The organism is Nocardioides nanhaiensis (assembly GCF_039542785.1).
GTDB classification, from domain to species: Bacteria; Actinomycetota; Actinomycetes; order Propionibacteriales; family Nocardioidaceae; genus Nocardioides; species Nocardioides nanhaiensis.
In genome coordinates, this window is the sequence record NZ_BAABIM010000002.1 from 1,067,532 (window position 1) to 1,087,995 (window position 20,464).

At 74.3% G+C, this 20,464-nt stretch carries 18 protein-coding genes; 10 read left to right on the plus strand and 8 right to left on the minus strand.

Annotated elements, in window-relative coordinates; all coding sequences use genetic code 11:
- Positions 1-218 precede the first annotated feature (218 nt).
- Entirely contained in the window at positions 219-884 is a 666-nt protein-coding gene (locus ABD948_RS13245) for a bacterial proteasome activator family protein (protein WP_345266508.1), read from the plus strand.
- A 13-nt stretch (positions 885-897) separates the two neighbouring features.
- Here ABD948_RS13245 and ABD948_RS13250 read toward each other — a convergent pair whose 3' ends face one another.
- From ABD948_RS13250 to serS, 5 genes are all read right to left on the minus strand, one after another.
- Positions 898-1,641 (minus strand): hypothetical protein, encoded by a 744-nt coding sequence (locus tag ABD948_RS13250; protein WP_345266510.1) that lies wholly within the window; start codon positions 1,639-1,641, stop codon positions 898-900.
- Positions 1,642-1,706: 65 nt separating this feature from the next.
- Complete coding sequence (locus ABD948_RS13255) at positions 1,707-2,525, minus strand: HAD family hydrolase (RefSeq protein ID WP_345266512.1); 819 nt, start codon at positions 2,523-2,525, stop codon at positions 1,707-1,709.
- Positions 2,522-3,013 carry a GNAT family N-acetyltransferase gene (locus tag ABD948_RS13260; protein WP_345266513.1) on the minus strand — a complete coding sequence of 164 codons (492 nt, stop codon included), beginning with the start codon at positions 3,011-3,013 and terminating at the stop codon, positions 2,522-2,524. The genes ABD948_RS13255 and ABD948_RS13260 overlap by 4 nt, the downstream gene beginning before the upstream one ends.
- A complete protein-coding gene (locus ABD948_RS13265; protein ID WP_345266515.1) occupies positions 3,010-3,891 on the minus strand; it encodes an HAD family hydrolase in 882 nt (293 codons plus the stop codon). Before ABD948_RS13265 ends, ABD948_RS13260 begins: the two co-directional genes overlap by 4 nt.
- On the minus strand, positions 3,888-5,162 hold the full coding sequence (gene serS, locus ABD948_RS13270) for a serine--tRNA ligase (protein WP_345266517.1): 1,275 nt from the start codon (positions 5,160-5,162) through the stop codon (positions 3,888-3,890). Before serS ends, ABD948_RS13265 begins: the two co-directional genes overlap by 4 nt.
- Positions 5,163-5,288: 126 nt before the next feature.
- Between serS and ABD948_RS13275 the strand changes: the two genes are divergently transcribed.
- From ABD948_RS13275 to ABD948_RS13310, 8 genes are all read left to right on the plus strand, one after another.
- A complete protein-coding gene (locus tag ABD948_RS13275) occupies positions 5,289-6,905 on the plus strand; it encodes a bifunctional phosphatase PAP2/diacylglycerol kinase family protein (RefSeq protein ID WP_345266519.1) in 1,617 nt (538 codons plus the stop codon).
- Positions 6,906-7,060: 155 nt separating this feature from the next.
- Positions 7,061-7,687 carry a hypothetical protein gene (locus ABD948_RS13280; RefSeq protein WP_345266521.1) on the plus strand — a complete coding sequence of 209 codons (627 nt, stop codon included), beginning with the start codon at positions 7,061-7,063 and terminating at the stop codon, positions 7,685-7,687.
- Positions 7,688-7,756: 69 nt separating this feature from the next.
- A complete protein-coding gene (locus ABD948_RS13285; protein ID WP_345266523.1) occupies positions 7,757-7,966 on the plus strand; it encodes a hypothetical protein in 210 nt (69 codons plus the stop codon).
- A gap of 207 nt (positions 7,967-8,173) precedes the next feature.
- The gene (gene kdpA / locus ABD948_RS13290; RefSeq protein ID WP_345266525.1) at positions 8,174-9,838 is read left to right on the plus strand and encodes a potassium-transporting ATPase subunit KdpA; all 1,665 of its coding nucleotides are present in this window, start codon (positions 8,174-8,176) and stop codon (positions 9,836-9,838) included.
- On the plus strand, positions 9,835-11,832 hold the full coding sequence (gene kdpB / locus ABD948_RS13295) for a potassium-transporting ATPase subunit KdpB (protein WP_345266527.1): 1,998 nt from the start codon (positions 9,835-9,837) through the stop codon (positions 11,830-11,832). The genes kdpA and kdpB overlap by 4 nt, the downstream gene beginning before the upstream one ends.
- 62 nt (positions 11,833-11,894) lie before the next feature.
- Complete coding sequence (gene kdpC, locus ABD948_RS13300; protein WP_425576596.1) at positions 11,895-12,527, plus strand: K(+)-transporting ATPase subunit C; 633 nt, start codon at positions 11,895-11,897, stop codon at positions 12,525-12,527.
- A 13-nt stretch (positions 12,528-12,540) separates the two neighbouring features.
- The gene (locus ABD948_RS13305) at positions 12,541-15,045 is read left to right on the plus strand and encodes a sensor histidine kinase (RefSeq protein ID WP_345266529.1); all 2,505 of its coding nucleotides are present in this window, start codon (positions 12,541-12,543) and stop codon (positions 15,043-15,045) included.
- Positions 15,042-15,716 carry a response regulator gene (locus ABD948_RS13310; protein ID WP_345266531.1) on the plus strand — a complete coding sequence of 225 codons (675 nt, stop codon included), beginning with the start codon at positions 15,042-15,044 and terminating at the stop codon, positions 15,714-15,716. Before ABD948_RS13305 ends, ABD948_RS13310 begins: the two co-directional genes overlap by 4 nt.
- Here ABD948_RS13310 and ABD948_RS13315 read toward each other — a convergent pair.
- A complete protein-coding gene (locus ABD948_RS13315; protein ID WP_345266533.1) occupies positions 15,698-17,305 on the minus strand; it encodes an MFS transporter in 1,608 nt (535 codons plus the stop codon). The genes ABD948_RS13310 and ABD948_RS13315 overlap by 19 nt on opposite strands.
- Positions 17,306-17,423: 118 nt before the next feature.
- Between ABD948_RS13315 and ABD948_RS13320 the strand changes: the two genes are divergently transcribed.
- A complete protein-coding gene (locus tag ABD948_RS13320; protein WP_345266535.1) occupies positions 17,424-18,311 on the plus strand; it encodes a MarR family winged helix-turn-helix transcriptional regulator in 888 nt (295 codons plus the stop codon).
- A gap of 74 nt (positions 18,312-18,385) precedes the next feature.
- On the opposite strand, the gene ABD948_RS13325 is transcribed toward ABD948_RS13320, so the two are convergent.
- On the minus strand, positions 18,386-19,897 hold the full coding sequence (locus ABD948_RS13325) for a hypothetical protein (protein ID WP_345266537.1): 1,512 nt from the start codon (positions 19,895-19,897) through the stop codon (positions 18,386-18,388).
- The gene (locus tag ABD948_RS13330; RefSeq protein ID WP_345266539.1) at positions 19,894-20,439 is read right to left on the minus strand and encodes an RNA polymerase sigma factor; all 546 of its coding nucleotides are present in this window, start codon (positions 20,437-20,439) and stop codon (positions 19,894-19,896) included. Before ABD948_RS13330 ends, ABD948_RS13325 begins: the two co-directional genes overlap by 4 nt.
- Positions 20,440-20,464 lie beyond the last annotated feature (25 nt).

Below are 20,464 nucleotides of genomic sequence, written 5' to 3' on the forward strand. Positions count from 1 at the left end.
CCCCTGGGGGTTTCTGGCCTGGCCGGGGACGCGGGGCGATCCCACGTCGTCGTGGGGACGCCGAGCTCACCGTGCGACGTATCGATCGGTCAGTTCGGCGATCGCGCACACGTCGCGACCCATCCGCCCCACCCGCCTCCCAGGCCACACTCGGCACACTCCAGCACCGGCACCGCGCCCCTCAGGAGCAGTCGGTGCGGCTGGCTAGGGTGGGCGCCATGAGCGAGCCGCAGCCGGAGAGCACCCCGACCCCCGCCCCCGCCGCGAGCGGCGAGGGCGAGCAGCACGTCGTCATCGTGGGGCCCGACGGGCAGCCGATCGGCACCATGCCGGCCTCGGCGCTGGCGGCGGCCACGCAGGGTGAGGACGGCGAGGGCGAGGGCGGCGAGCGCAACATCACCGACCTGGTGGAGCAGCCGGCCAAGGTGATGCGGATCGGCAGCATGATCCGCCAGCTGCTGGAGGAGGTGAAGGCCTCCCCGCTCGACGAGGCCAGCCGCAACCGGCTCAAGGAGATCCACCGCTCCTCCATCGACGAGCTCGAGCAGGGCCTGGCCCCCGAGCTGGTCGAGGAGCTCAACCGCCTCACGCTGCCCTTCGACGACGACACCACCCCGACCGAGGGCGAGCTGCGCATCGCGCAGGCCCAGCTGGTGGGGTGGCTCGAGGGCCTCTTCCACGGCATCCAGACCGCCATCTACGCCCAGCAGATGGCCGCGCGCGCCCAGGTCGAGCAGATCCGCCGCGCCCTGCCGCCGGGCATGATGCCGGGCCAGGGTGGCCCCGGTCAGCCGGGAGCGCCCGGCGCCCCGGGCCAGGGCGGTCCCGCCCAGCCGGGCCAGGGCAACGACGGCCCCGGCAGCGGCGGCGGGATGTACCTCTAGGAGTCAGCGCCCGTCAGCGCCGCACCCGGCGCACCACCGAGAGGCCGAGCAGGCCGAGCACCCCCACCAGCACGAACGCGACGCCGGGGGCGGCACTGCGGGTGAAGGAGGCCGGGCCCGCGGACTCGACGCGCTCGAGCCCCGTGGGCGCTGTCTCGGGCTCGACGGGCACGGCCGGCCGCGAGCCGCCGGTGAGCTCCTCGACGCGGGTCAGCGTGGCGTCGTCGGCCACCACCAGGTCGCAGGGCCGTGCCTGCAGGCCCTCGTTGGAGTCCGCGAAGACCAGGTACCGCTCGCCCGGCTGGAGGTCTGCGGTGCACCCGGTGGCGGCGCCGGCGATGGCCACTTGCACCTCGTCGGAGGTGATCAGCCGCGGGCCGCGCGGCTTGTAGACCTGCTCGGCGTCGAAGGTGACGCTGCTGGGCTGCAGCGCGGCGCTGCCGGCGCTGCCGGTGCCTCCCTCATCCGTGCCGCCCAGCGAGGGCGAGGGCGTCGTCGCCTCCCCGGTGCGGCTGATCGTGCTGATGGTGCCCACGAAGACCGCACGGGCGTTCTTGACCCGGTCGGCCACCGAGGTCTCGGTCGTGCCCGAGGAGCCGGAGCCCGTGCCGGGGTCGGCCGGCGCGGTGGGCGTCTCCTGCGCGCCGGCAGGCGCGCCGAGGCCGACGACGAGCAGCACCAGCAGGGCGACGAGGAGGCCGGCGGCGGCGCACCGGACCGGAGGATGCGGGGTCGCCGGGGAGGGCGGACCACTCACGGGAGCATGGGTCGTCACGGTGCCCATGCAAACAGATGCCCGGTGACTCCGGCCACCGGGCGGGCTCAGACCAGGCCGAAGGTGGCCCGCAGCACCTCGGCGACGCCGTCGGCCTCGTGCGAGCCGGCCACGTGGTCGGCCGCCTCGAGCACGGTCGGGTGCGCCTCGGCCATGGCGTAGGAGGTGCCCGCCCAGCCGAGCATCGGCAGGTCGTTGGGCATGTCGCCGAAGGCGATCACCTCCTCGGGGCCGATGCCCATCTCGGCGCACAGCAGCGCGAGCGTGCTGGCCTTGGTCACCTCCGCGGCGCTGATCTCCAGCAGCGGGCTGGCCGAGGACCAGGTGATGGTCAGCCGCTCGCCCGCGACCGCCGCGGCGGCGTCCCAGAACTCCTGCGGCTCGAGCTCTTCGTGCCGGGCCAGCACCTTGAGCACCGGGCGCTCGAACAGCTCGGCCAGCGGCCGCCGTGCGCTGCCCCCGGGCACCGGGTAGCGCTCGCGGAAGGCGGGTTCGAGGCCGATGCCCTCGAGCGTCTCGACGGCGAACGCGGTGCCGGGCACGGCCGCACGGACCTCCTCGCACACCGCGAGCCCCACCTGCGCCGGCACGGCACGCTCGAGGCGGGGGCGGTCGCGAGCGACGTCCCAGACCAGGGCCCCGTTGGCGACGACGGCGAGCCCGTGGTCGCCGACGTGCTCGAAGACCTCGCGCGCCCACCGCAGCGGCCGGCCGGTCACGAACACCACCGGCACGCCCCGCTCCTCGAGCTGGGCCAGCACCGTGCGCGTGAGGGGCGAGACGCTGCCGTCGGAGCGCACCAGCGTGCCGTCCAGGTCGGTGGCGACCAGTCGCGGCAGTCGCTGCAGCCCCGATTCGCCCGTCACGGGCGCACCATCACGAGCTGACCGTCCTCGGTGGCGCCGCGCAGTCGCGTGTAGCCGCAGCCCGCCAGCAGCCGCAGCCCGGCGGCGTCGCCCGGCTCGGTGGCGGCCCGCAGCCGCACGCCCACCTGCTCGGCGGCCGCCGTCAGGGCCGCCAGCGCCTCGGCGGCCACGCCCTGCCCACGCACGGCCTCCACCAGACCGACGGCGACGTCGGCCTCGCCGTCGACCGGCGGCGCGAAGCAGCCGATCATCCCGACGGCGTGGACGCCCAGGACCACGTGCCGCGGACCCCAGCTGGCAGCCGCCGGCTCGGCGTCGGCGCGGACCAGCGCTGCCACGGCGACGTCGTCGGGGCGCGGGTAGTCGGCGTGCCACCGCTCCTGGTGCCGCCCCGCGGTCATGTCGGCGGCGTCGGTGGCCGAGATCGGGATGAGGCGCAGCCGTGCGGTGCTGATGAGTGGGGGGAGGGCGGGCACGGCGTCGCTCACGCCGGGAACCACCGCTCCAGCTCGACGGCGCACCCGTCGTCGTACACGGTGGGCGCGACGTCGTCGGCGGCGTCGAGCACCTCCTGGACGGCCTGGCCCATGGCCACGCCGCGGCCGGCCCAGCGCAGCATCTCGAGGTCGTTGCGGCCGTCGCCGACGGCGAGGACGTCGTCGGCGGTCAGGCCGAGGGTGGCGCACACGTGCTCCAGGCCCGAGGCCTTGCTGACGCCCTTCGGTGTGAGGTCGAGCCACGCGGTCCAGCCGACGACGTAGTCGGTGCCGTGCAGGCCCAGCGTCTCGGCCAGCCGGACGAAGTCGTCGACCTCGGCCTGCGGGTCGCGGATGATCACGCGGCTGACCGGCTCGGCCACCATCTCCTCCAGCACCCCGTCGACCATGACGCCGGAGAGCTCACCGTCGGGGAAGGGCGCGGAGACGCGGTAGCCGACCCCGCGCTCCTCGACGGCCACGAGCGCCTCCGGGTGCTGCTCGAGCACCGCGCGCACCGCCGGGGCGGCGTCGAAGGTCTCCTCGTGCACGACTTCGAGGGGCTGCTCGGCGGGCTGGCCGGCGGTGTAGCGGAAGACGACGGCGCCGTTGCTGGCCACGATCCACAGCGGCTCGCCGTCGGGCTGGCCGCGCAGCTCCAGGAGGTCGGCGATCGTCGTCATGCCGTGCGGGGAGCGCCCGGAGGAGAGCACCACGTGGGCACCGGCGGCGAGCGCGCGGTGGATGGCGTCGCGCAGTCGCGGCTCGACCTGCTCGTAGGTGGAACCGGCCCCCTCGACCCACTTCAGCAGGGTGCCGTCGATGTCGAGCGCGATGAGTCGGGGACGCCAGCCGGGCGCGGGCGAACCGCCGTCGACCGAGGTGCTCACGCGGTCACCGGCTCCAGCACGTCGCGGCCCAGGTAGGGCCGCAGCGCCTCGGGCACGCGCACCGACCCGTCGGCCTGCTGGTGGGTCTCGAGGATCGCGACGATGGTGCGCGGGATGGCGCACAGGGTGCCGTTGAGCGTGGCCACCGGCCGGATCTCCTGCCCGAAGCGGCCGCGGGTGTCGAGCCGCCGGGTCTGGAACTCGGTGCAGTTGGAGGTGGAGGTGAGCTCGCGGTAGCGGCCCTGGGTGGGGATCCAGGCCTCGCAGTCGAACTTGCGCTGCGCCGAGAGGCCGAGGTCGCCGGCCGCGGTGTCGATGACGCGGTAGGCCAGCTCGAGCTTCTCCAGGAAGGACTTCTCGATGTCGAGCAGCCGCTGGTGCTCGGCGAAGGACTCCTCCACGGTGGTGTAGACGAACATCTCGACCTTGTCGAACCAGTGCACCCGGATGATGCCGCGGGTGTCCGTGCCGTGCGAGCCGGCCTCCTTGCGGAAGCACGGGCTGAAGGCGGCGTAGCGCAGCGGCAGCGAGGCGCCGTCGAGGATCTCCTCGGAGTGGAACGCCGCCATCGGCACCTCGGAGGTGCCCACGAGGTACATGTCCTGGCCCTCGATGCGGTAGACGTCGTCGGCGGCCTGGCCCAGGAAGCCGGTGCCCTCCATGGCGCGCGGCTTGACCATCGAGGGCGCCACCACCTGGGTGAACCCGTGCTCGCGGGCGGTGGCGTTGGCCAGGTTGACGAGCGCGAACTCCAGCTCGGCGCCGACGCCGGTGAGGAAGTAGAAGCGCGAGCCGGAGACCTTGGCGCCGCGCTCCAGGTCGATGGCGCCCAGCATCCGACCCAGCTCCACGTGGTCGCGGGGGGTGATGCCCTCCGCCTGCAGGTCGCGCGGGGTGCCCACGTGCTCGAGCACCACGTAGTCGTCCTCACCACCGGCGGGCGCCTCCTCGGCGGCCAGGTTGGGGATCGAGAGCAGTGCCTCCTGCCAGGCGGCCTCCGCCTCGCCCTGCGCGGCCTCGGCGGCCTTGACCTCGGCGGAGAGCTCCTTGGTGCGCGCCAGCAGCTCCTGCTTCTCCTCACCCTGCGCCTGCGCGACCTGCTTGCCCATCGACTTCTGCTGGCTCCGCTTGGCCTCGTACTCGGCGATGGCGGCGCGCCGCGCGCCGTCGGCGGCCAGGGCGCGGTCCACCACCTCGTCGGAGAGCCCACGCTTGGCCTGGGCTGCTCGCACGCGGTCGGGGTCGTCGCGCAGCACGCGGGGGTCGATCATGTGACGAGGCTATCCGCCGCCGGGGAGGCTCACGATCCCGGCCGCGGGGCACTGGTTGGCCATACTGTCCCGGGTCCCCCGCGGCACCCCCGACCACCCCGACCACCCCCGACCCGAGGAGCGCCCGTGCTCGACCGCTCGCGCCGCGTGCTGCTCGGTTGGGCCCTGGCCTGCCTCGCCGGCTTCGGTGTGCTGGCCCTCGGCGTCAGCCAGGGCTGGGTGTGGCTGGCCGAGATCGACGACGAGGGCCAGGGCCTGCGTGACTGGGCGCTCGACGACGCCGGCCTCGGCGGCTTCCTGCGCGTCGTCGAGGAGGTCTTCCACGCCCAGTGGGTGCTGCTGGCCATGGCCGCCACCGCGCTGCTGATGCTCAGCCGCGGCCACCGCCGCGCCGCGGTCTACACGGTCGGCATGGCCGTCGCCGCCTTCGCGGGGTTCCGTGGGCTCAAGATCCTCGTCGACCGCGAGCGACCCCCGTGGCAGCTGACCACGAGCCTGCACGAGACCGAGTCGTTCCCCTCCGGCCACGCCACCATGGTGACGGCGCTGGCGATGGTCGTGATCGTGCTCGTCGTCATGCTCGTGCGCCGCGCCGTCGTGCGACGCCTGGCGGTGACGCTCGCGGCGCTGGTGGTGCTCGTGGTGTGCCTGGACCGGGTGCTGCTCGGCCGCCACTACCCCTCCGACGCCGTCGGCGGGGTGCTGCTGGGCGTCGGCCTGGGCCTGCTCGGCCTGGTGGTCTACAGCCCGCTGCCGCGGAGCCACGCCCTCAAGATCGACCCGCTGCCCGAGGCGATCCCCTCGGCGAAGCGGCTCGCGGTCGTGCTCAACCCGATCAAGGTCGAGGACGTCGAGGCGTTCCAGTCGATCGTCGACCAGATGGCCACGGGCGCGGGCTGGTCGGCACCGCGCTGGCACCTCACGACGGTCGAGGACTCCGGCACCGGCCAGGCCGAGCGCGCCTCCATCGAGGGCGCCGACCTGGTGATCGTGTGCGGCGGCGACGGCACCGTCCGCGAGGTGTGCGCCGAGCTGGCCGGCACCGGCATCCCCGTCGGCATCGTGCCCGCCGGCACCGGCAACCTGCTGGCGCGCAACCTGGGCATCCCGCTCTACATCCGCGCCGCCCTCGACATCGCCCTCACCGGCCAGGACCGCGCCATCGACATGGTCTCGGTGCGCGGCGACCGCGGCGAGCCCGAGGCCGAGGACCACGGCGAGCCGGCGCCCGGCGGCTTCGAGAGCCACTTCCTGGTGATGGCCGGCATGGGCTTCGACGCCGCCATCATGGAGGGCGTCAACGAGGACCTGAAGAAGCGCGTGGGCTGGATCGCCTACGTGGTCTCGGCGCTGAAGTCGCTGATGTCGCCGGTGGTCAAGGTCGAGGTCTCCATCGACGGCGGGGAGTACACCAAGCACCGCGCCCGCACGATCGTGGTCGGCAACGTGGGCTCGCTGCAGGCCGGCATGCCGCTGCTGCCCGACGCCTCGATCGACGACGGCCAGCTCGACGTCGTGCTGATCTACCCGCGGCGCTTCCTCTCCTGGATCCCCGTCGCCTTCCGGGTGCTCGCCAAGCGCCGCCGCACCGACGACACCGTCAACCGGATGACCGGCCGCACCGTCTCCATCCGTGCCGGCGCCGACACACCCCGCCAGCTCGACGGCGACTCCATCGGCCCGGGCCGGGAGCTGCACATGGAGTGCATCCACGGGCGGTTGCTGGTGCGGGTGCCTCGCTGAGGCGGGCGGGGACAACAGGCCCGCAAGTCCGCCGTCCGCACGCCGCTGCCCCGCCCCGCCCCGCCCGGGGCGAGCACGTCAGCATCGCGGCGGCCGGCGTCAGGGAGTCGTCAAGGAGCCTGGAGCGGCGCCGGCGTCGCGCCTAGACCGGGTGCATGACAGCCACCGCAGCCGGGTCCGGCCCTCGCCGCCTCGCCCCCACGCCCACGCTGACCCGCGAGGCAGCCGATCTCGTGCTCCTCGCGCTCGCCCGGGCCTTCGACGACGCCGTGGCCGCCGCCCTCGCAGGCGACGTCGCGGGCGCCCGCGCAGTGCTGCGCACCGGACGTCGCCGCCGGGCCCGGCTGGGCCGTGCGACGACGATCGCCGGGCTCGGGCTGCCGGCCGGCACCTCCCGGCAGCGGCGCGCCACCACGGACCGGGTGCTGCTGGCAGGGGACCTGCAGCGGCTCGAGGTGGTGCTGGAGCAGCTGGCCCGCGTGGTGGTGGCCGGTGACGCCGCCGACCCGGACGGCGACACCCGCGCCGCCCTCGAGCGGCTGCGCGCCTGCGGCGTCGAGCGGTTGCACCACCTGGCCACCCGCCCGTGCGGTCCCTCGATGACCCGCGACCACCACCGTTGCGGGCAGACCCTGCTCGGGCTGCTCGGCGCCTTCGATACGCCCTCCCCGGAGCCGGGGGACGACGAGCCCCTGCGCCGTACCGCCGCGGCCTTGACCGCAACCCTGCTCGACGCCTCGCGCCACGCGGCACGGGCCGCTCTCGGGGACCAGGTCGCATGAACGGCGGCACCGGCCTGCTGGCCCTGGCTGCCGCGACGGCCTGGCCGTGCTGATGCGGGTGGTCGTGGGATGAGCCGGTGGACGCCGCTCGCGGCACTGCTGCCGGCGCCCGTCTGCGGCGCCCTGGCCACCGTGCGCGACACGGTGGGCCCCGGTGACGCCGCCCTAGTGGTGGTGCTCGTGGTGGTGGGTGCCGCCGCCCTCGGCAGCCTGCTCGACGGCGTGCTGGCCGACCTGGTGGGCGCCGTGCTCGCCAGCGAGGCCCGTCGGGCGGGCTGAGGGCCCTTCCCGCCCCCGACCGCTCCCCGAGCGCCCTCCGCGCAGATCCCGTCAAGGCCCGCGGGGCACCCGTCAAGGACGCGTCAAGAGGTTCGTGCCCGGAGCCGCGCCGGGCCTAGACCTGACTCTCGTGACCGATGTCCTCTACCTGCTGATCACCGTCGCCTCCTTCGCGCTGCTCGCGCTGCTCGTGGGGGTTCTCGACAAGTGAGCGAGCTCCTGCCCGCCCTGGGCCAGATCCTGCTGCTGGTGCTGCTGCTGGTGGCGGCCGTGCCGCCTCTGGGCCGCCACCTGGCCCACACCTACTCCTCGCCCGCGCACTGGCGCGTGGAGCGCGGTACCTACCGGGTGCTGCGCCTGGACCCCGACGCCGACCAGACCTGGCGCGTCTACGCGCTGAGCGTCCTGGGGTTCTCCCTGGTCGGCATCGTGGCCCTGTACGCCCTCGGCCGCCTCCAAGAGCTGCTGCCCCTCTCGCTCGGCCGCGCCGGTCTGCCGGCCGACGGCGCCTGGAACACCGCGGTCAGCTTCGTCACCAACACCAACTGGCAGTGGTACTCCGGTGAGGTGGCGCTGGGTCACCTGATGCAGATGAGCGGGCTGACGGTCCAGAACTTCGTCTCCGCCGCCACCGGCATGGCGGTGGCCGCAGCGCTGGCGCGCGGTCTCGCACGCAGCCGCGCCGAGGGCCGGGTGGGCAACTTCTTCGTCGACCTGGTGCGGGGCGTGGTGCGGGTCCTGCTGCCGATCGCCGCGGTCTCCGCGGTGCTGATGGCGCTGGCCGGCGTCGTCCAGAACTTCCTGGCGCCGGTCGCGATGCGCACCCTCGACGGCGGCACCCAGATGCTGACCGGCGGTCCCGTGGCCAGCCAGGAGGCCATCAAGCAGCTCGGCACCAACGGCGGCGGCTTCTTCAACGTCAACTCCGCCCACCCCTTCGAGAACCCGACCCCGCTCACCAACCTGCTGGCGATCTTCCTGCTCCTGCTCATCCCCTTCGCGATGGCGTGGGCCTTCGGCCACCTCGTGGGCGACCGCCGCCAGGGTGCGGCCGTGCTCGCCGTGATGGCGGTGCTGCTCCTCGTCGGCGTCGGCCTGCTCACGTGGGCCGAGATGGCGGGGCCCGGCACGGCGCCCCAGCTGGCGGGTGGGGCGCTGGAGGGCAAGGAGACCCGGTTCGGGACGGCGGGCTCGGCCCTGTTCGCGGCAGCGACCACCGGTACCTCCACGGGAGCCGTCAACGCCATGCACGACTCGCTCACGGCGCCCGGCGGCGGCGTCGCGATGTTACTGATGCAGCTGGGCGAGATCGCGCCCGGCGGCGTCGGCTCGGGGCTCTACGGCATGCTCGTGCTCGCCGTCGTCACCGTCTTCCTCTGCGGCCTGATGGTCGGCCGCACCCCGGAGTACCTGGGCAAGAAGATCGGGCAGCGCGAGATCGTGCTGGTGGCCGGCTACGTGCTGGCGACTCCCCTGGTGCTGCTCACCGGCGTCGCCGTCGCCGTGACGGCGCCCGCCGGCCTGGCCGGGTTGCAGGAGACCGGGCCGCACGGGCTCTCCGAGATCGTCTACGCCGTCACCTCGGCGTCGAACAACAACGGTTCGGCGTTCGGCGGGCTGACCACCGGGACGCCGTTCTGGAACACCCTGCTCGGCCTGTGCATGCTCCTGGGTCGGTTCCTGCCGATCGTGCTGGTGCTGGCGCTGGCGGGCCGCTTCGCCACCCAGCAGCCGGCACCTCCCGGCGCCGGCACGCTCCCCACCCACCGCCCCCTGTTCGTCGTCCTTCTCGCCGGTGTGGCGCTGGTGCTCGTGGGCCTGACCTACGTGCCCGTCCTCACCCTCGGCCCGATCGTGGAGTCCCTCGCATGATGCTCGACCTCACCCAGCTGCGCACCGCCCTCCCCGGCGCCCTCCGCAAGCTGGACCCCCGCCTGCTGCTGGCCACCCCCGTCCTGCTCGTGGTGGAGCTGGGAGCAGTGCTCACCACCGTGCTCTCGATCCTGGACCCCAGCACGCTCGGCTGGATGGTCACCGTCTGGCTCTGGCTGACCGTGCTGTTCGGCAACCTGGCCGAGTCCGTGGCCGAGGGGCGCGGCAAGGCGCAGGCCGCCAGCCTGCGCGCGCTGCAGACCGAGACCACCGCGCGACGCCTCACCGGCGGCAAGCCCGACGGCGAGGGCGCGCAGGAGGAGCAGGTGCCCAGCACCACGCTGCGCACCGGCGACCTGGTCGTCGTCGAGGCCGGCGAGCGCATCCCCGGCGACGGCGAGGTGGTGCAGGGCGTCGCCTCGGTGGACGAGTCGGCCGTCACCGGCGAGTCCGCCCCCGTCATCCGGGAGTCCGGTGGCGACCGCAGCGCCGTCACCGGCGGCACCACGGTGCTCTCGGACCGGATCGTCGTGCGGATCACCTCGGAGCCCGGGCAGTCGTTCGTGGACCGGATGATCGGGCTGGTCGAGGGCTCCGAGCGGCAGCGCACGCCCAACGAGATCGCGCTGAGCGTGCTGCTCGGCTCGCTCACCGTGGTCTTCGCAGCGGTGGTCGTCTCGCTCTACTTCGTGGCCGACTACAGCAACGCGCCCCAGTCGGTGCTCGTGCTCACCGCCCTGCTCGTCTGCCTCATCCCCACCACGATCGGAGCACTGCTCTCGGCCATCGGCATCGCCGGCATGGACCGGCTGGTGCGACGCAACGTGCTGGCCATGTCGGGCCGCGCCGTCGAGGCCGCCGGCGACGTCGACGTGCTGCTGCTCGACAAGACCGGCACCATCACGCTCGGCAACCGGCAGGCCACCGAGCTGCTGGCGCTCGAGGGCGTCGACCCCGACGAGCTGGCACAGGCGGCGCTGCTCTCCTCGCTGGCCGACGAGACCCCCGAGGGGCGCTCCGTCGTCACGTTGGTGGCCGGAGAGGGAACCGTGCCGGCCGTGCCCGCGGGCGCGGAGCTGGTGGAGTTCAGCGCCACGACCAGGATGAGCGGCGTCGACGTCGACGGGCGCCAGGTGCGCAAGGGCGCCGCCTCCGCGGTCACCGCGTGGGTGGGCCGCAGCGACCCCGGGCTGGACGCGCTGGTGCAGCAGGTCAGCAGCACCGGTGGCACGCCGCTGGTGGTGGCCGAGGACGGTCGGCTTCTCGGCGTCATCCACCTCAAGGACGTGGTCAAGCCGGGGATGCGCGAGCGCTTCGTTGAGATGCGGGCGCTGGGGATCCGCACGGTGATGATCACCGGCGACAACGCGGTCACCGCGCACGCGATCGCCGAGGAGGCGGGCGTCGACGACGTGCTGGCCGAGGCGACGCCGGAGGACAAGCTGGCGCTGATCCGCAAGGAGCAGGAGGGCGGCCGGATGGTCGCCATGTGCGGCGACGGCACCAACGACGCACCGGCGCTCGCGCAGGCCGACGTCGGCGTAGCCATGAACACCGGCACGGTGGCGGCCAAGGAGGCCGGCAACATGGTCGACCTCGACTCCGACCCCACCAAGCTCATCGAGGTCGTCGAGATCGGCAAGCAGCTGCTCATCACTCGGGGTGCGCTCACCACGTTCTCGATCGCCAACGACGTGGCCAAGTACTTCGCGATCCTGCCGGCCATGTTCGTGGTGGCCTTCCCGCAGCTGGAGGTGCTCAACGTGATGCGGCTGGCCTCACCGGAGTCGGCGATCGTCTCGGCTGTGGTGTTCAACGCCCTGGTGATCGTGGCGCTGATCCCGCTGGCCCTGCGCGGTGTCGGCTACTCGCCCGGCTCCGCGCAGGCGCTGCTGCGGCGCAACCTGCTCGTCTACGGCCTCGGCGGCCTCGTGACGCCGTTCCTCGGCATCAAGCTCATCGACCTCGTGGTCTCCACCCTGCCCGGCCTCTGAGCCCCCGGACACGACCACACCCGACCCGCACCGCACCCGGAAGAAGGACCACCGTGAAGGACCTGTTGCTGCTCGCCCGCACCACCTGGGCGGGGCTGCGGCTGCTGCTGGCCGCCACGCTCGTGCTCGGCCTGCTCTACCCGCTCGCGATCACGGGCATCGCCCAGGTGGCCGCACCCTGGCGCTCCGAGGGCTCGCTGCTCACCGCCGAGGGCGAGCACACCACCGACCCCGAGCTGGCCGTCGGCTCGGAGCTGGTCGGGCAGGGCACCACCGACCCCGCGCAGTTCCAGCCGCGGCCCTCCGCCGCCGGCGAGGGCTGGGACACCCTCTCCACCTACGGCTCCAACCTCGGGCCGGAGAGCCCCGACCTGGTGGCCGCCATCGAGGAGCGTCGCGCCGAGGTGGCCGAGCGGGAGGGCGTCGACCCCGGCGACGTGCCGCCGGACGCCGTCACCGCCTCGGCATCGGGCCTGGACCCCGACATCTCGCCGGCCTACGCCGCACTGCAGGTGCCGCGGGTCGCCCGCGAGACCGGGCTCTCCGAGGACCGCGTCCGCGAGCTGGTCGCCGAGCACACCGACGGCCGCACGCTCGGGGTGCTCGGCGAGCCGCGGGTGCACGTGCTGCCCCTCAACCTGGCACTCGACCGGGCGCTGGCGGCAGCGCAGGCGGGCAGCCCGGATGCCGGGTGAGACGATCGGGGGCGTGGAGCCACCACGTCCCCGCCGCGGCCGGCTGACGGTCTACCTGGGCGCCGCGCCCGGCGTGGGCAAGACCTACGCCATGCTCGGCGAGGCACGGCGTCGCTGCGAGCGCGGCACCGACGTGGTGGTCGGCTACGTGGAGACCCACGGCCGACCGTACACCGAGCAGGCGCTGCAGGGGCTGGAGGTGCTGCCGCGGCGGCACGTGGAGCACCGCGGTGCGCAGCTGACCGAGCTCGATGTCGAGGCGGTGCTGGAGCGCGCCCCGGCCGTGGTGTGCATCGACGAGCTGGCCCACACCAACGTGCCGGGCAGCGCGCGGGAGAAGCGGGCCGAGGACGTGGAGGTCATCCGCGCGGCCGGCATCGACGTCATCACGACCGTCAACATCCAGCACCTGGAGTCGCTCAACGACGAGGTCGAGCGCATCACCGGCGTGCGCCAGCGCGAGACCGTGCCCGACCAGGTGGTGCGCACCGCCGAGCAGATCGAGCTGGTGGACATGTCGCCCGAGGCGCTGCGCCGGCGGATGGCGCACGGCAACGTCTACCGCGCCGAGAACGTCGACGCCTCGCTCACCTCCTACTTCCGCGTCGGCAACCTGACGGCGCTGCGCGAGCTGGCCCTGCTGTGGCTGGCCGACCGCGTGGACGACGCGCTGGGCGACTACCGCCGCGCGCACCGCATCGAGCACCCCTGGCCCACCAAGGAGCGGATCGTCGTCGCGCTCACGGGCGGCCCCGAGAGCGAGACGCTGCTGCGCCGCGGCGCGCGCCTGGCCCAGCGCGCCGCCGGCTCGGAGCTGCTGGCGGTGCACGTGCTCGCCACGGACGGCCTGGGCGCCCCCGACGAGCGCCGCCTGGCCCGCGCCCAGCAGCTGGTGGACTCCCTGGACGGCAGCTTCCACACCGTGGTGGGCGAGGACGTGCCCGCCGCCGTCGTCGACTTCGCCTCGGGCGCCAACGCGACCATGGTCGTCGTCGGCGTCTCCCGGCACTCCCGCCTGCGCCGGCTGTTCGCGGGCAGCACCGGCGACCGCGTGGCGCAGCTGGCCGGCAGCATCGACGTGCACCTGGTGACCCACGACCAGGTGGCGCGCACCGGCCGCGTGCGGCCCGCGCTGTTCTCGCCGCTCTCGCCGCGCCGGCAGGTGGTCGGCTGGGCGGGCGCGGTGGTGCTGCCGCTGCTGCTCGCGCTGCTGCTGCGCGACACCGCCGAGACCGACCAGCTGGCCGTCGTCGAGCTGCTGCTGCTGGCGGCCACGGTGCTCGTGGCGCTCGTGGGTGGGCTGCTGCCGGCCCTGCTGGCGGCGCTCTCCAGCTTCCTGTGCCTCAACTACTGGTTCACGCAACCGACCGGCGGTCTGAGCGTCAGCCGGGGCTCGGACGTGGTCGCCCTGGTGGTGTTCGTCGCCGTGGCCGCCGGCGTCGCCTCGGTGGTCGACCGCGCCTCGCGCCGTGCCGGCGAGGCCCTGCGGGCACGCACCGAGGCCGCCACCCTGGGCGGTCTCTCGCGCTCGGTGCTCACCGGCCAGGACACCGCCGAGGCCGTCGTCGAGCGGGTGCGCGAGATGTTCGGTCAGGAGTCGGTGGCGCTGCTGGAACGCAGCCCCGCGGGGTGGACGGTGCTCGCCGCCAGCCCGGGCCCCGGCGGACCGTGCGCCACCACCCCGGAGGAGGGCGACACCCGGGTGCGGGTCGACGACGACCGCGAGCTGGTGCTCTGCGGCGAACCGCTGCGCGCCACGGACCGGCGCGTGCTCGAGGCCTTCGCCGTCCAGTGCTCGCTGGTGCTCGAGTACCGCCGGCTGCGCACCCGGGAGGACCGCGCCGTCGCGCTGGAGTCGGCCGAGGCCACCTCCACCTCGCTGCTGCGCGCCGTCAGCCACGACCTGCGCACCCCGCTGGCCACCATGCGCGCCTCCGTGGACGGCCTCGTCGGCGGGCTCGAGCTGCTGGCCCCCGGTGACCGCGAGGAGCTCGTCGGCTCCCTCGACGACGCCACCCACCAGCTGGAGCGCCTGATCGACAACCTGCTGGACCTCAGCCGGGTGCAGGCCGGTCTGCTGACGCCGGCGCTGCGGGCGCTCTCCCTGGAGGAGGTGCTGCCGCTGGCGGTCTCCGGTCACCCACCGGGGGCGGTGGAGCTCGACGTCGCCGAGTCGGTGCCGCTGGTGCGCACCGACGCCGGCCTCCTGGAACGCGTGGTGGCCAACCTGGTGGGCAACGCGGTGCGGGTCTCGGCGGGCGAGCCGGTGCGCGTGCTCGCGCACGTGCTGTCCGAGACGGTGGAGATCCTGGTCGTGGACCGCGGGCCCGGGGTGGCTCCGGCGCGGCGCGAGCGGATGTTCGAGCCGTTCCAGCGACTCGACGACACCTCCCCCGGCGGGCTGGGTCTCGGTCTGGCGGTCGCGCGGGGCCTGGCGGAGTCGGTGGGTGCCACGCTGGACGCCGAGGACACGCCGGGCGGCGGCCTGACGATGGTGCTGGGGGTGCCGCGCGCGTGAAGGTGCTGGTGGTCGACGACGAGCCGGCGCTGGCCCGCGCCCTGGCCATCAACCTGCGCGCCCACGGCTGGGAGGTCGTCACGGCCGCCGACGGGCGCGGCGCGCTGCGTGCCGCCGCCGCGGAGCACCCCGACGTCGTCCTGCTCGACCTGGGGCTGCCCGACCTGGACGGCACCGAGGTGATCGCGGGGCTGCGCGGCTGGAGCCCCGTGCCGATCGTGGTGCTCTCCGCGCGCCAGCACGGCGAGGACAAGGTGGCGGCGCTCGACCTGGGCGCCGACGACTACGTGACCAAGCCCTTCGCGATGAACGAGCTGATGGCGCGCCTGCGGGCCGCCGCGCGCCGCGGCGCCGCCGTCGAGTCCGCGCCCGCCGTGGTGGAGGTGGGCGAGCTGGTGGTCGACCTGGCGCGCAAGCGGGTGACCCGCCGGGGCGCCGAGGTGCGCCTGACCCCCACGGAGTGGCACTTCCTGGAGCTGCTGGCTCGCAACGTGGGCAAGCTGGTGACCCGCGAGCAGCTGCTGCGCGAGGTGTGGGGCCCCGGGTACGAGCACGAGGGGCACTACCTGCGCGTCTACGCGGCGCAGCTGCGCCGCAAGCTGGAGGAGGACCCCGCGCAGCCGAGGCACCTGGTCACCTCCCCCGGGCTGGGCTACGTGCTGGAGCCCTGATCCTGATCCGTGGCCGGCGGGGCCGGAGTCGGCGGCGGGCCCTGCGGCACGAAGTCGCGCTGGCGGATCAGCACCAGGGTCAGCGCCGCGGCGGCGAAGGCGATCACCGCGCTGATCAGCGTGATGTGGTTGAGCGCGTCCACGAAGCTGGCGGTGGCGACGTCGGAGAGCTGCGCCCGGGCCTGGGCGGGCGCCGCCTCCAGCACCCGCGCCAGCTGACCGCCCGTGACGGCGTCGGCCACCTGCTCGGCCTGGCCCGCGGCCGGGGTTCCGGCCAGCCCGGAGCGGATGCCGTCGGCCACCTCGTTCGCGAAGATCGAGCCGAGCGCCGCGATGCCCGTGGCGATGCCGACCTGGCGGAACGTGCTGTTGACGCCGGAGGCCATGCCGGAGCGCTCCGGCGTCACCACGCCGACGGCGGTGGAGGCCAGCGGCGGGTTGATCATGCCGATCGCGACGCCGGCGACGGTGAGGCCGGGGATCAGGTGCGTCCAGGAGCTGCCCGGCTCGATGCCGTGGATCAGCAGCAGGCCCACCCCGAGCACGAGGAACCCGGGCCCGATCAGCCAGCGGGTGGGCACGTGCGAGGTCAGGCGGCCGGCGATCACGGCCGCCACGAACGAGGCGCCGGAGAGGAACAGGAACCGGACGCCGGTGCCCACCGCGGAGTAGCCGAGCACGTTCTGCACGTAGATCACCAGGTAGGTGAGCAGCGAGAAGATCGAGGCGGAGATGGCGAAGGCCGCCACCAGCCCACCCACGAAGGTGGGCTTGCGCAGCAGGGTCAGGTCGAACATCGGGTCGCGTCGTCGCACCTGCACGACGACGAAGGCGACGAGCAGCACCACGGCGGCGGCCAGGCAGGCGACGACGCGGGTGGCGCCCCAGCCCTCCTTGCCGGCCTCGATCAGGCCGTACACGAGCGCACCGAGCGCGATGCTGAAGGTGAGGAAGCCCAGCCAGTCGGGGCGACCGGCGCGCGGGTCGGCGGACTCGCGCACCTTCAGGAGCGTGATCGCCAGCGCCACCAGGCAGATGGGGATGTTGACGAAGAAGATCCAGCGCCACGACAGGCCGCTGGTGAGCACGCCGCCCAGCACCGGGCCGATCGCGACGGCCACACCGGTGGTGGCCCCGAAGGCTCCGAAGGCGACGCCGCGGTCCTTGCCGGTGAACGCGGAGGCCAGCAGGGCGAGCGCCGTGGCGAACATGGCGGCGCCGCCGATGCCCTGGAAGGCCCGCGCCACCGAGAGCAGCGTGATGTCCTGGGCGGCACCGCACGCCACGGAGCCGACGGTGAACAGCACGGTGCCGATGGCGAAGACCCGTCGCCGGCCGTAGAGGTCGGCCAGGGAGCCGGCCGTGAGCAGGAGCGCCGCGAGCGAGAGCGCGTAGGCGTCGATCACCCACTGCAGGTCCGAGAGCGTGGCGTCGAGCTCGCGCTGGATGTCGGGCAGCGCCACGTTCACGATCGTGATGTCGAGCAGCAGCATGAAGACGCCGGTGCAGACGGCAGCGAGCGTCCACCACTTGGTGTCGCCGGCGGCGGCGTGGTGCGTGGGCTCGGCGGCGTGGGTGCCTGTCGTCATGGGATCCCCCTGCGGTTCGTCATCAAGTGAATCGTCACGTACTTAACGATCACCCTCGGTACGATACGCTGGAGACCGCAATCGTCAAGGTCGCCGTTGCCGGTGGGAGGCAGGTCACGTGTCGCAACAGCACGAGCCGTCGGTGCTGCTGCCCGAGCTGGCCGACGTCCTGGGTCACCTGTTCTGGCGCGGCAACGCACGCGCCGTCGCCGTGCTCACCGCACACCTCCCTCCGCCGCTGGACGCCCACGGCCACGCCGTGCTCACGACGCTGGTCGATGAGGGAGCACCGCTCTCGCAGCAGGCGGTCGCTGACCGGCTGCTGCTGAGCCGCACGACCCTCACCACCGTGGCGGCCCAGCTGCTGGCTCACGGCCTGGTGGAGCGGGTGCGCAACCCCGAGGACCGTCGGGCCTACCTGATGACCCCCACCCCAGCAGGGAGGCGGACGCTCGCCGCCGGGCACCGCAGGCTCGGCGCCGCGGACGCCGAGCTGGGTGAGCCCCTGGGCCCGAACGGTGCGAGCGAGCTGCTCGCGCTGCTGCCGCGCCTGCTGCGCCCCCACCTCGCCGAGGCGGGGGCGCAGCCTCCCGACCGGTTGCTCGCCAGTCTCGCGTTCCTGCTCACCCGCACCCACGCCCTGCACCACCGGGTGGTCGCCGAGGCGGTGGCGCCGCTCGACCTCGAGCCGCGCGACCTGGGGGCCCTCACCGCACTCGACGCCCTGGGCCCCGTGCCGCAGACCGAGCTGGCGCGCGCGCTCGGCGTCAGCGGTGCGCACCTGGTGCAGATCGCCGACGACCTCGAGCGGGTCGGCGCCGTCGAGCGTCGTCGCGCACCCGAGGACCGGCGCACCCAGCTGCTGCACCCACTGCCGGCCTCGGCACGGCTGCTCACCGCCGCGCACGCCGCCGCCCGGGGCGCCAGCGAGCCCTGGAGCGCCGCGCTGCCCGCGCGGTCGCGGCAGCGGCTGCGACGGCTGCTGGTGCAGCTCGTCACCGGCTGAGCGCCCCCCGGTCGGTGCCGAGTCGGCGCCACTGCGCGCTCACACGGGCCCGAGTCGGCATACGCCCTGCCCGGTCAGCAGCGGCGCGCCGTGCCAGCGGCGTCGTCGACGCAGAACGTGCCGAGCGGGGAGGCCACGAGCGCCTCGCCGTCGAAGCGCCAGGTGAACACCACGACGGGGGTGTCGGCGTCGTCGTCGACGGTGCCCACGCGGGTGTAGAGGGCGTCGTCGGGGCCCACCCAGGTGCGCCAGGCCGTGCCGTCGGCGCGCACGCCGCTGCCGAAGGGCGCGCCCCGCGTGGGCCGCACGGTCGGCGGCTCGGCGAACCCGGCCGCGCCGGTGGCCAGGTAGCTCATCTGCGTGCCGTCGCCGGACTCCTGCTGCACCAGCAGCGAGACGCCGTCGAGCATGCCGACCTGGATCGTCCGGGGGTAGAGCACGGGCGTGCCGCCGGCCGGCAGCGGCACCCGCTGCTCCCCTGCCGCGCTGAGGTCGAGCACCAGCTCTGCCTCGCCCTCCTCGACGTCGCCCCCGGGGCCCTCGATGCCCAGGGTGTCGGGCCGCTGGTCGAAGTCGACGTCGTCGAACGCGGCGCTCTGCCCCACCCCGACCGTGGCCGGCCGCTCGGGGAAGAACCCCGGCACCGCGTCGGTCTCGCCGTCGGCGCAGGCCCGGCCCGCGGGGGTGCCACCGCCGTCCTCGAGCGCGTCGATGCACACCTCGGGGACCGGCTCCGGCACGAGCCGGCCCTCCTCGATACGCCAGGCCCAGGCCAGCGAGCGGTAGGTGCGGGGGACGTTGAAGTAGGTGGCGACGCCACCCGTGGCGTAGCTCTCCACCGAGCGTGAGGAGTAGAGCGTGCCGTCCTGCACCCACCGGTTGGTGGCGAAGGCGAAGAACTCACCTCGTCGCTGCGGCTTGCTCTCGTCGGTGATCGCGTCGACGCTCAGCGGGGCGGACTCCTCCCGCGGCACCTCCACCAGGTAGCCGCCCACCAGGTCCACGACCAGGAGGTCCCCGCCGCCGACGCCCTCGGCGTCCGGCCGGTAGACCACAACCTCGTCGGAGCCGTCACTGTCGGCGTCGATCGTGGCCGGGGAGAAGAAGTTGGTGAAGGTGCCGTTGTTGTCGAAGGTCCCGTACGCCAGCTGCCCGGTGCTGCTGAGCACAGCGTCGACCCGCGCCGGGTTGTCGGGGAGTCCCTCGGTGCCCGCAGAGGAGTCACGCAGTCGCAGCTCCTCGGGCGTTCCGTCGCCGTCGAGGTCCAGTCGGGTGCGATCGACGACGCCCCAGTCGGCGCCGACGTCGTCGGGCACCTCGGCGGGGACGGTGGGGCTGGGGGCGGGCTGCGGCACGTCCTGGCCGTCCTCGCCCAGGTCGCTCCACACCACGCCCGCCGCGACGGCGGCGCAGGCGGCGGCCGCGGCGAGCGCGATCGCGACGCGGCGGCGGCGCAGCGGGACCACCTCGGCGCCGCGCTCGGGGGTGGGCGCGGGGGCGTCACGCAGGTGGTGCGGGTGCACCTGCTCGGCACGCGCCGCGAGGGCTGCGGTGAGCCGCTCCTCCAGCGGCGTCAGGGTGCTCATCGGGTCTCCTGGGAGGTGAGGGCGGTCTCCAGCGCGGTCATCGCGCGGCTGGCGGTGGACTTGACGGTGCCGCGGGAGATCCCGAGCGCGGCGGCGATCTCGGCCTCGGAGAGGTCGGACCAGTAGCGCAGCACGATCACCTCGCGCTGGCGGGGGGCGAGGGTGCCGAGCGCGGCCAGCACCTCGCGGTGCTCCTCGGCCAGCACCGCGACGGCGTCGGGCGCGTCGTGGTCGGGCTCGTGCGGCGGCGTGTAGGCGCGGGCGGTGCGACGACGACGCAGCGCCGAGCGGGCACCGTTGACCACCGAGGTGCGCAGGTAGGCCACGGCCGCCGAGCGGTCGCGCAGCCCCCCGCGCCTGGTGGTCAGCGCGGCGAAGGCGTCCTGCACGACGTCCTCGGCCGAGGCCCAGTCGTCGACCAGCAGGATCGCCAGCCGGGTCAGGGAGAGCCGGTGGGCGGCGTAGAGCTCGGCGAGCTCCTGGCCCCCGATCCCCTCCGGCGCTCCTCCGGGATCAAGCGCACCCCGACCGCGTCGTCTCACGTCCGTCGTCATACCCCTGAGACGC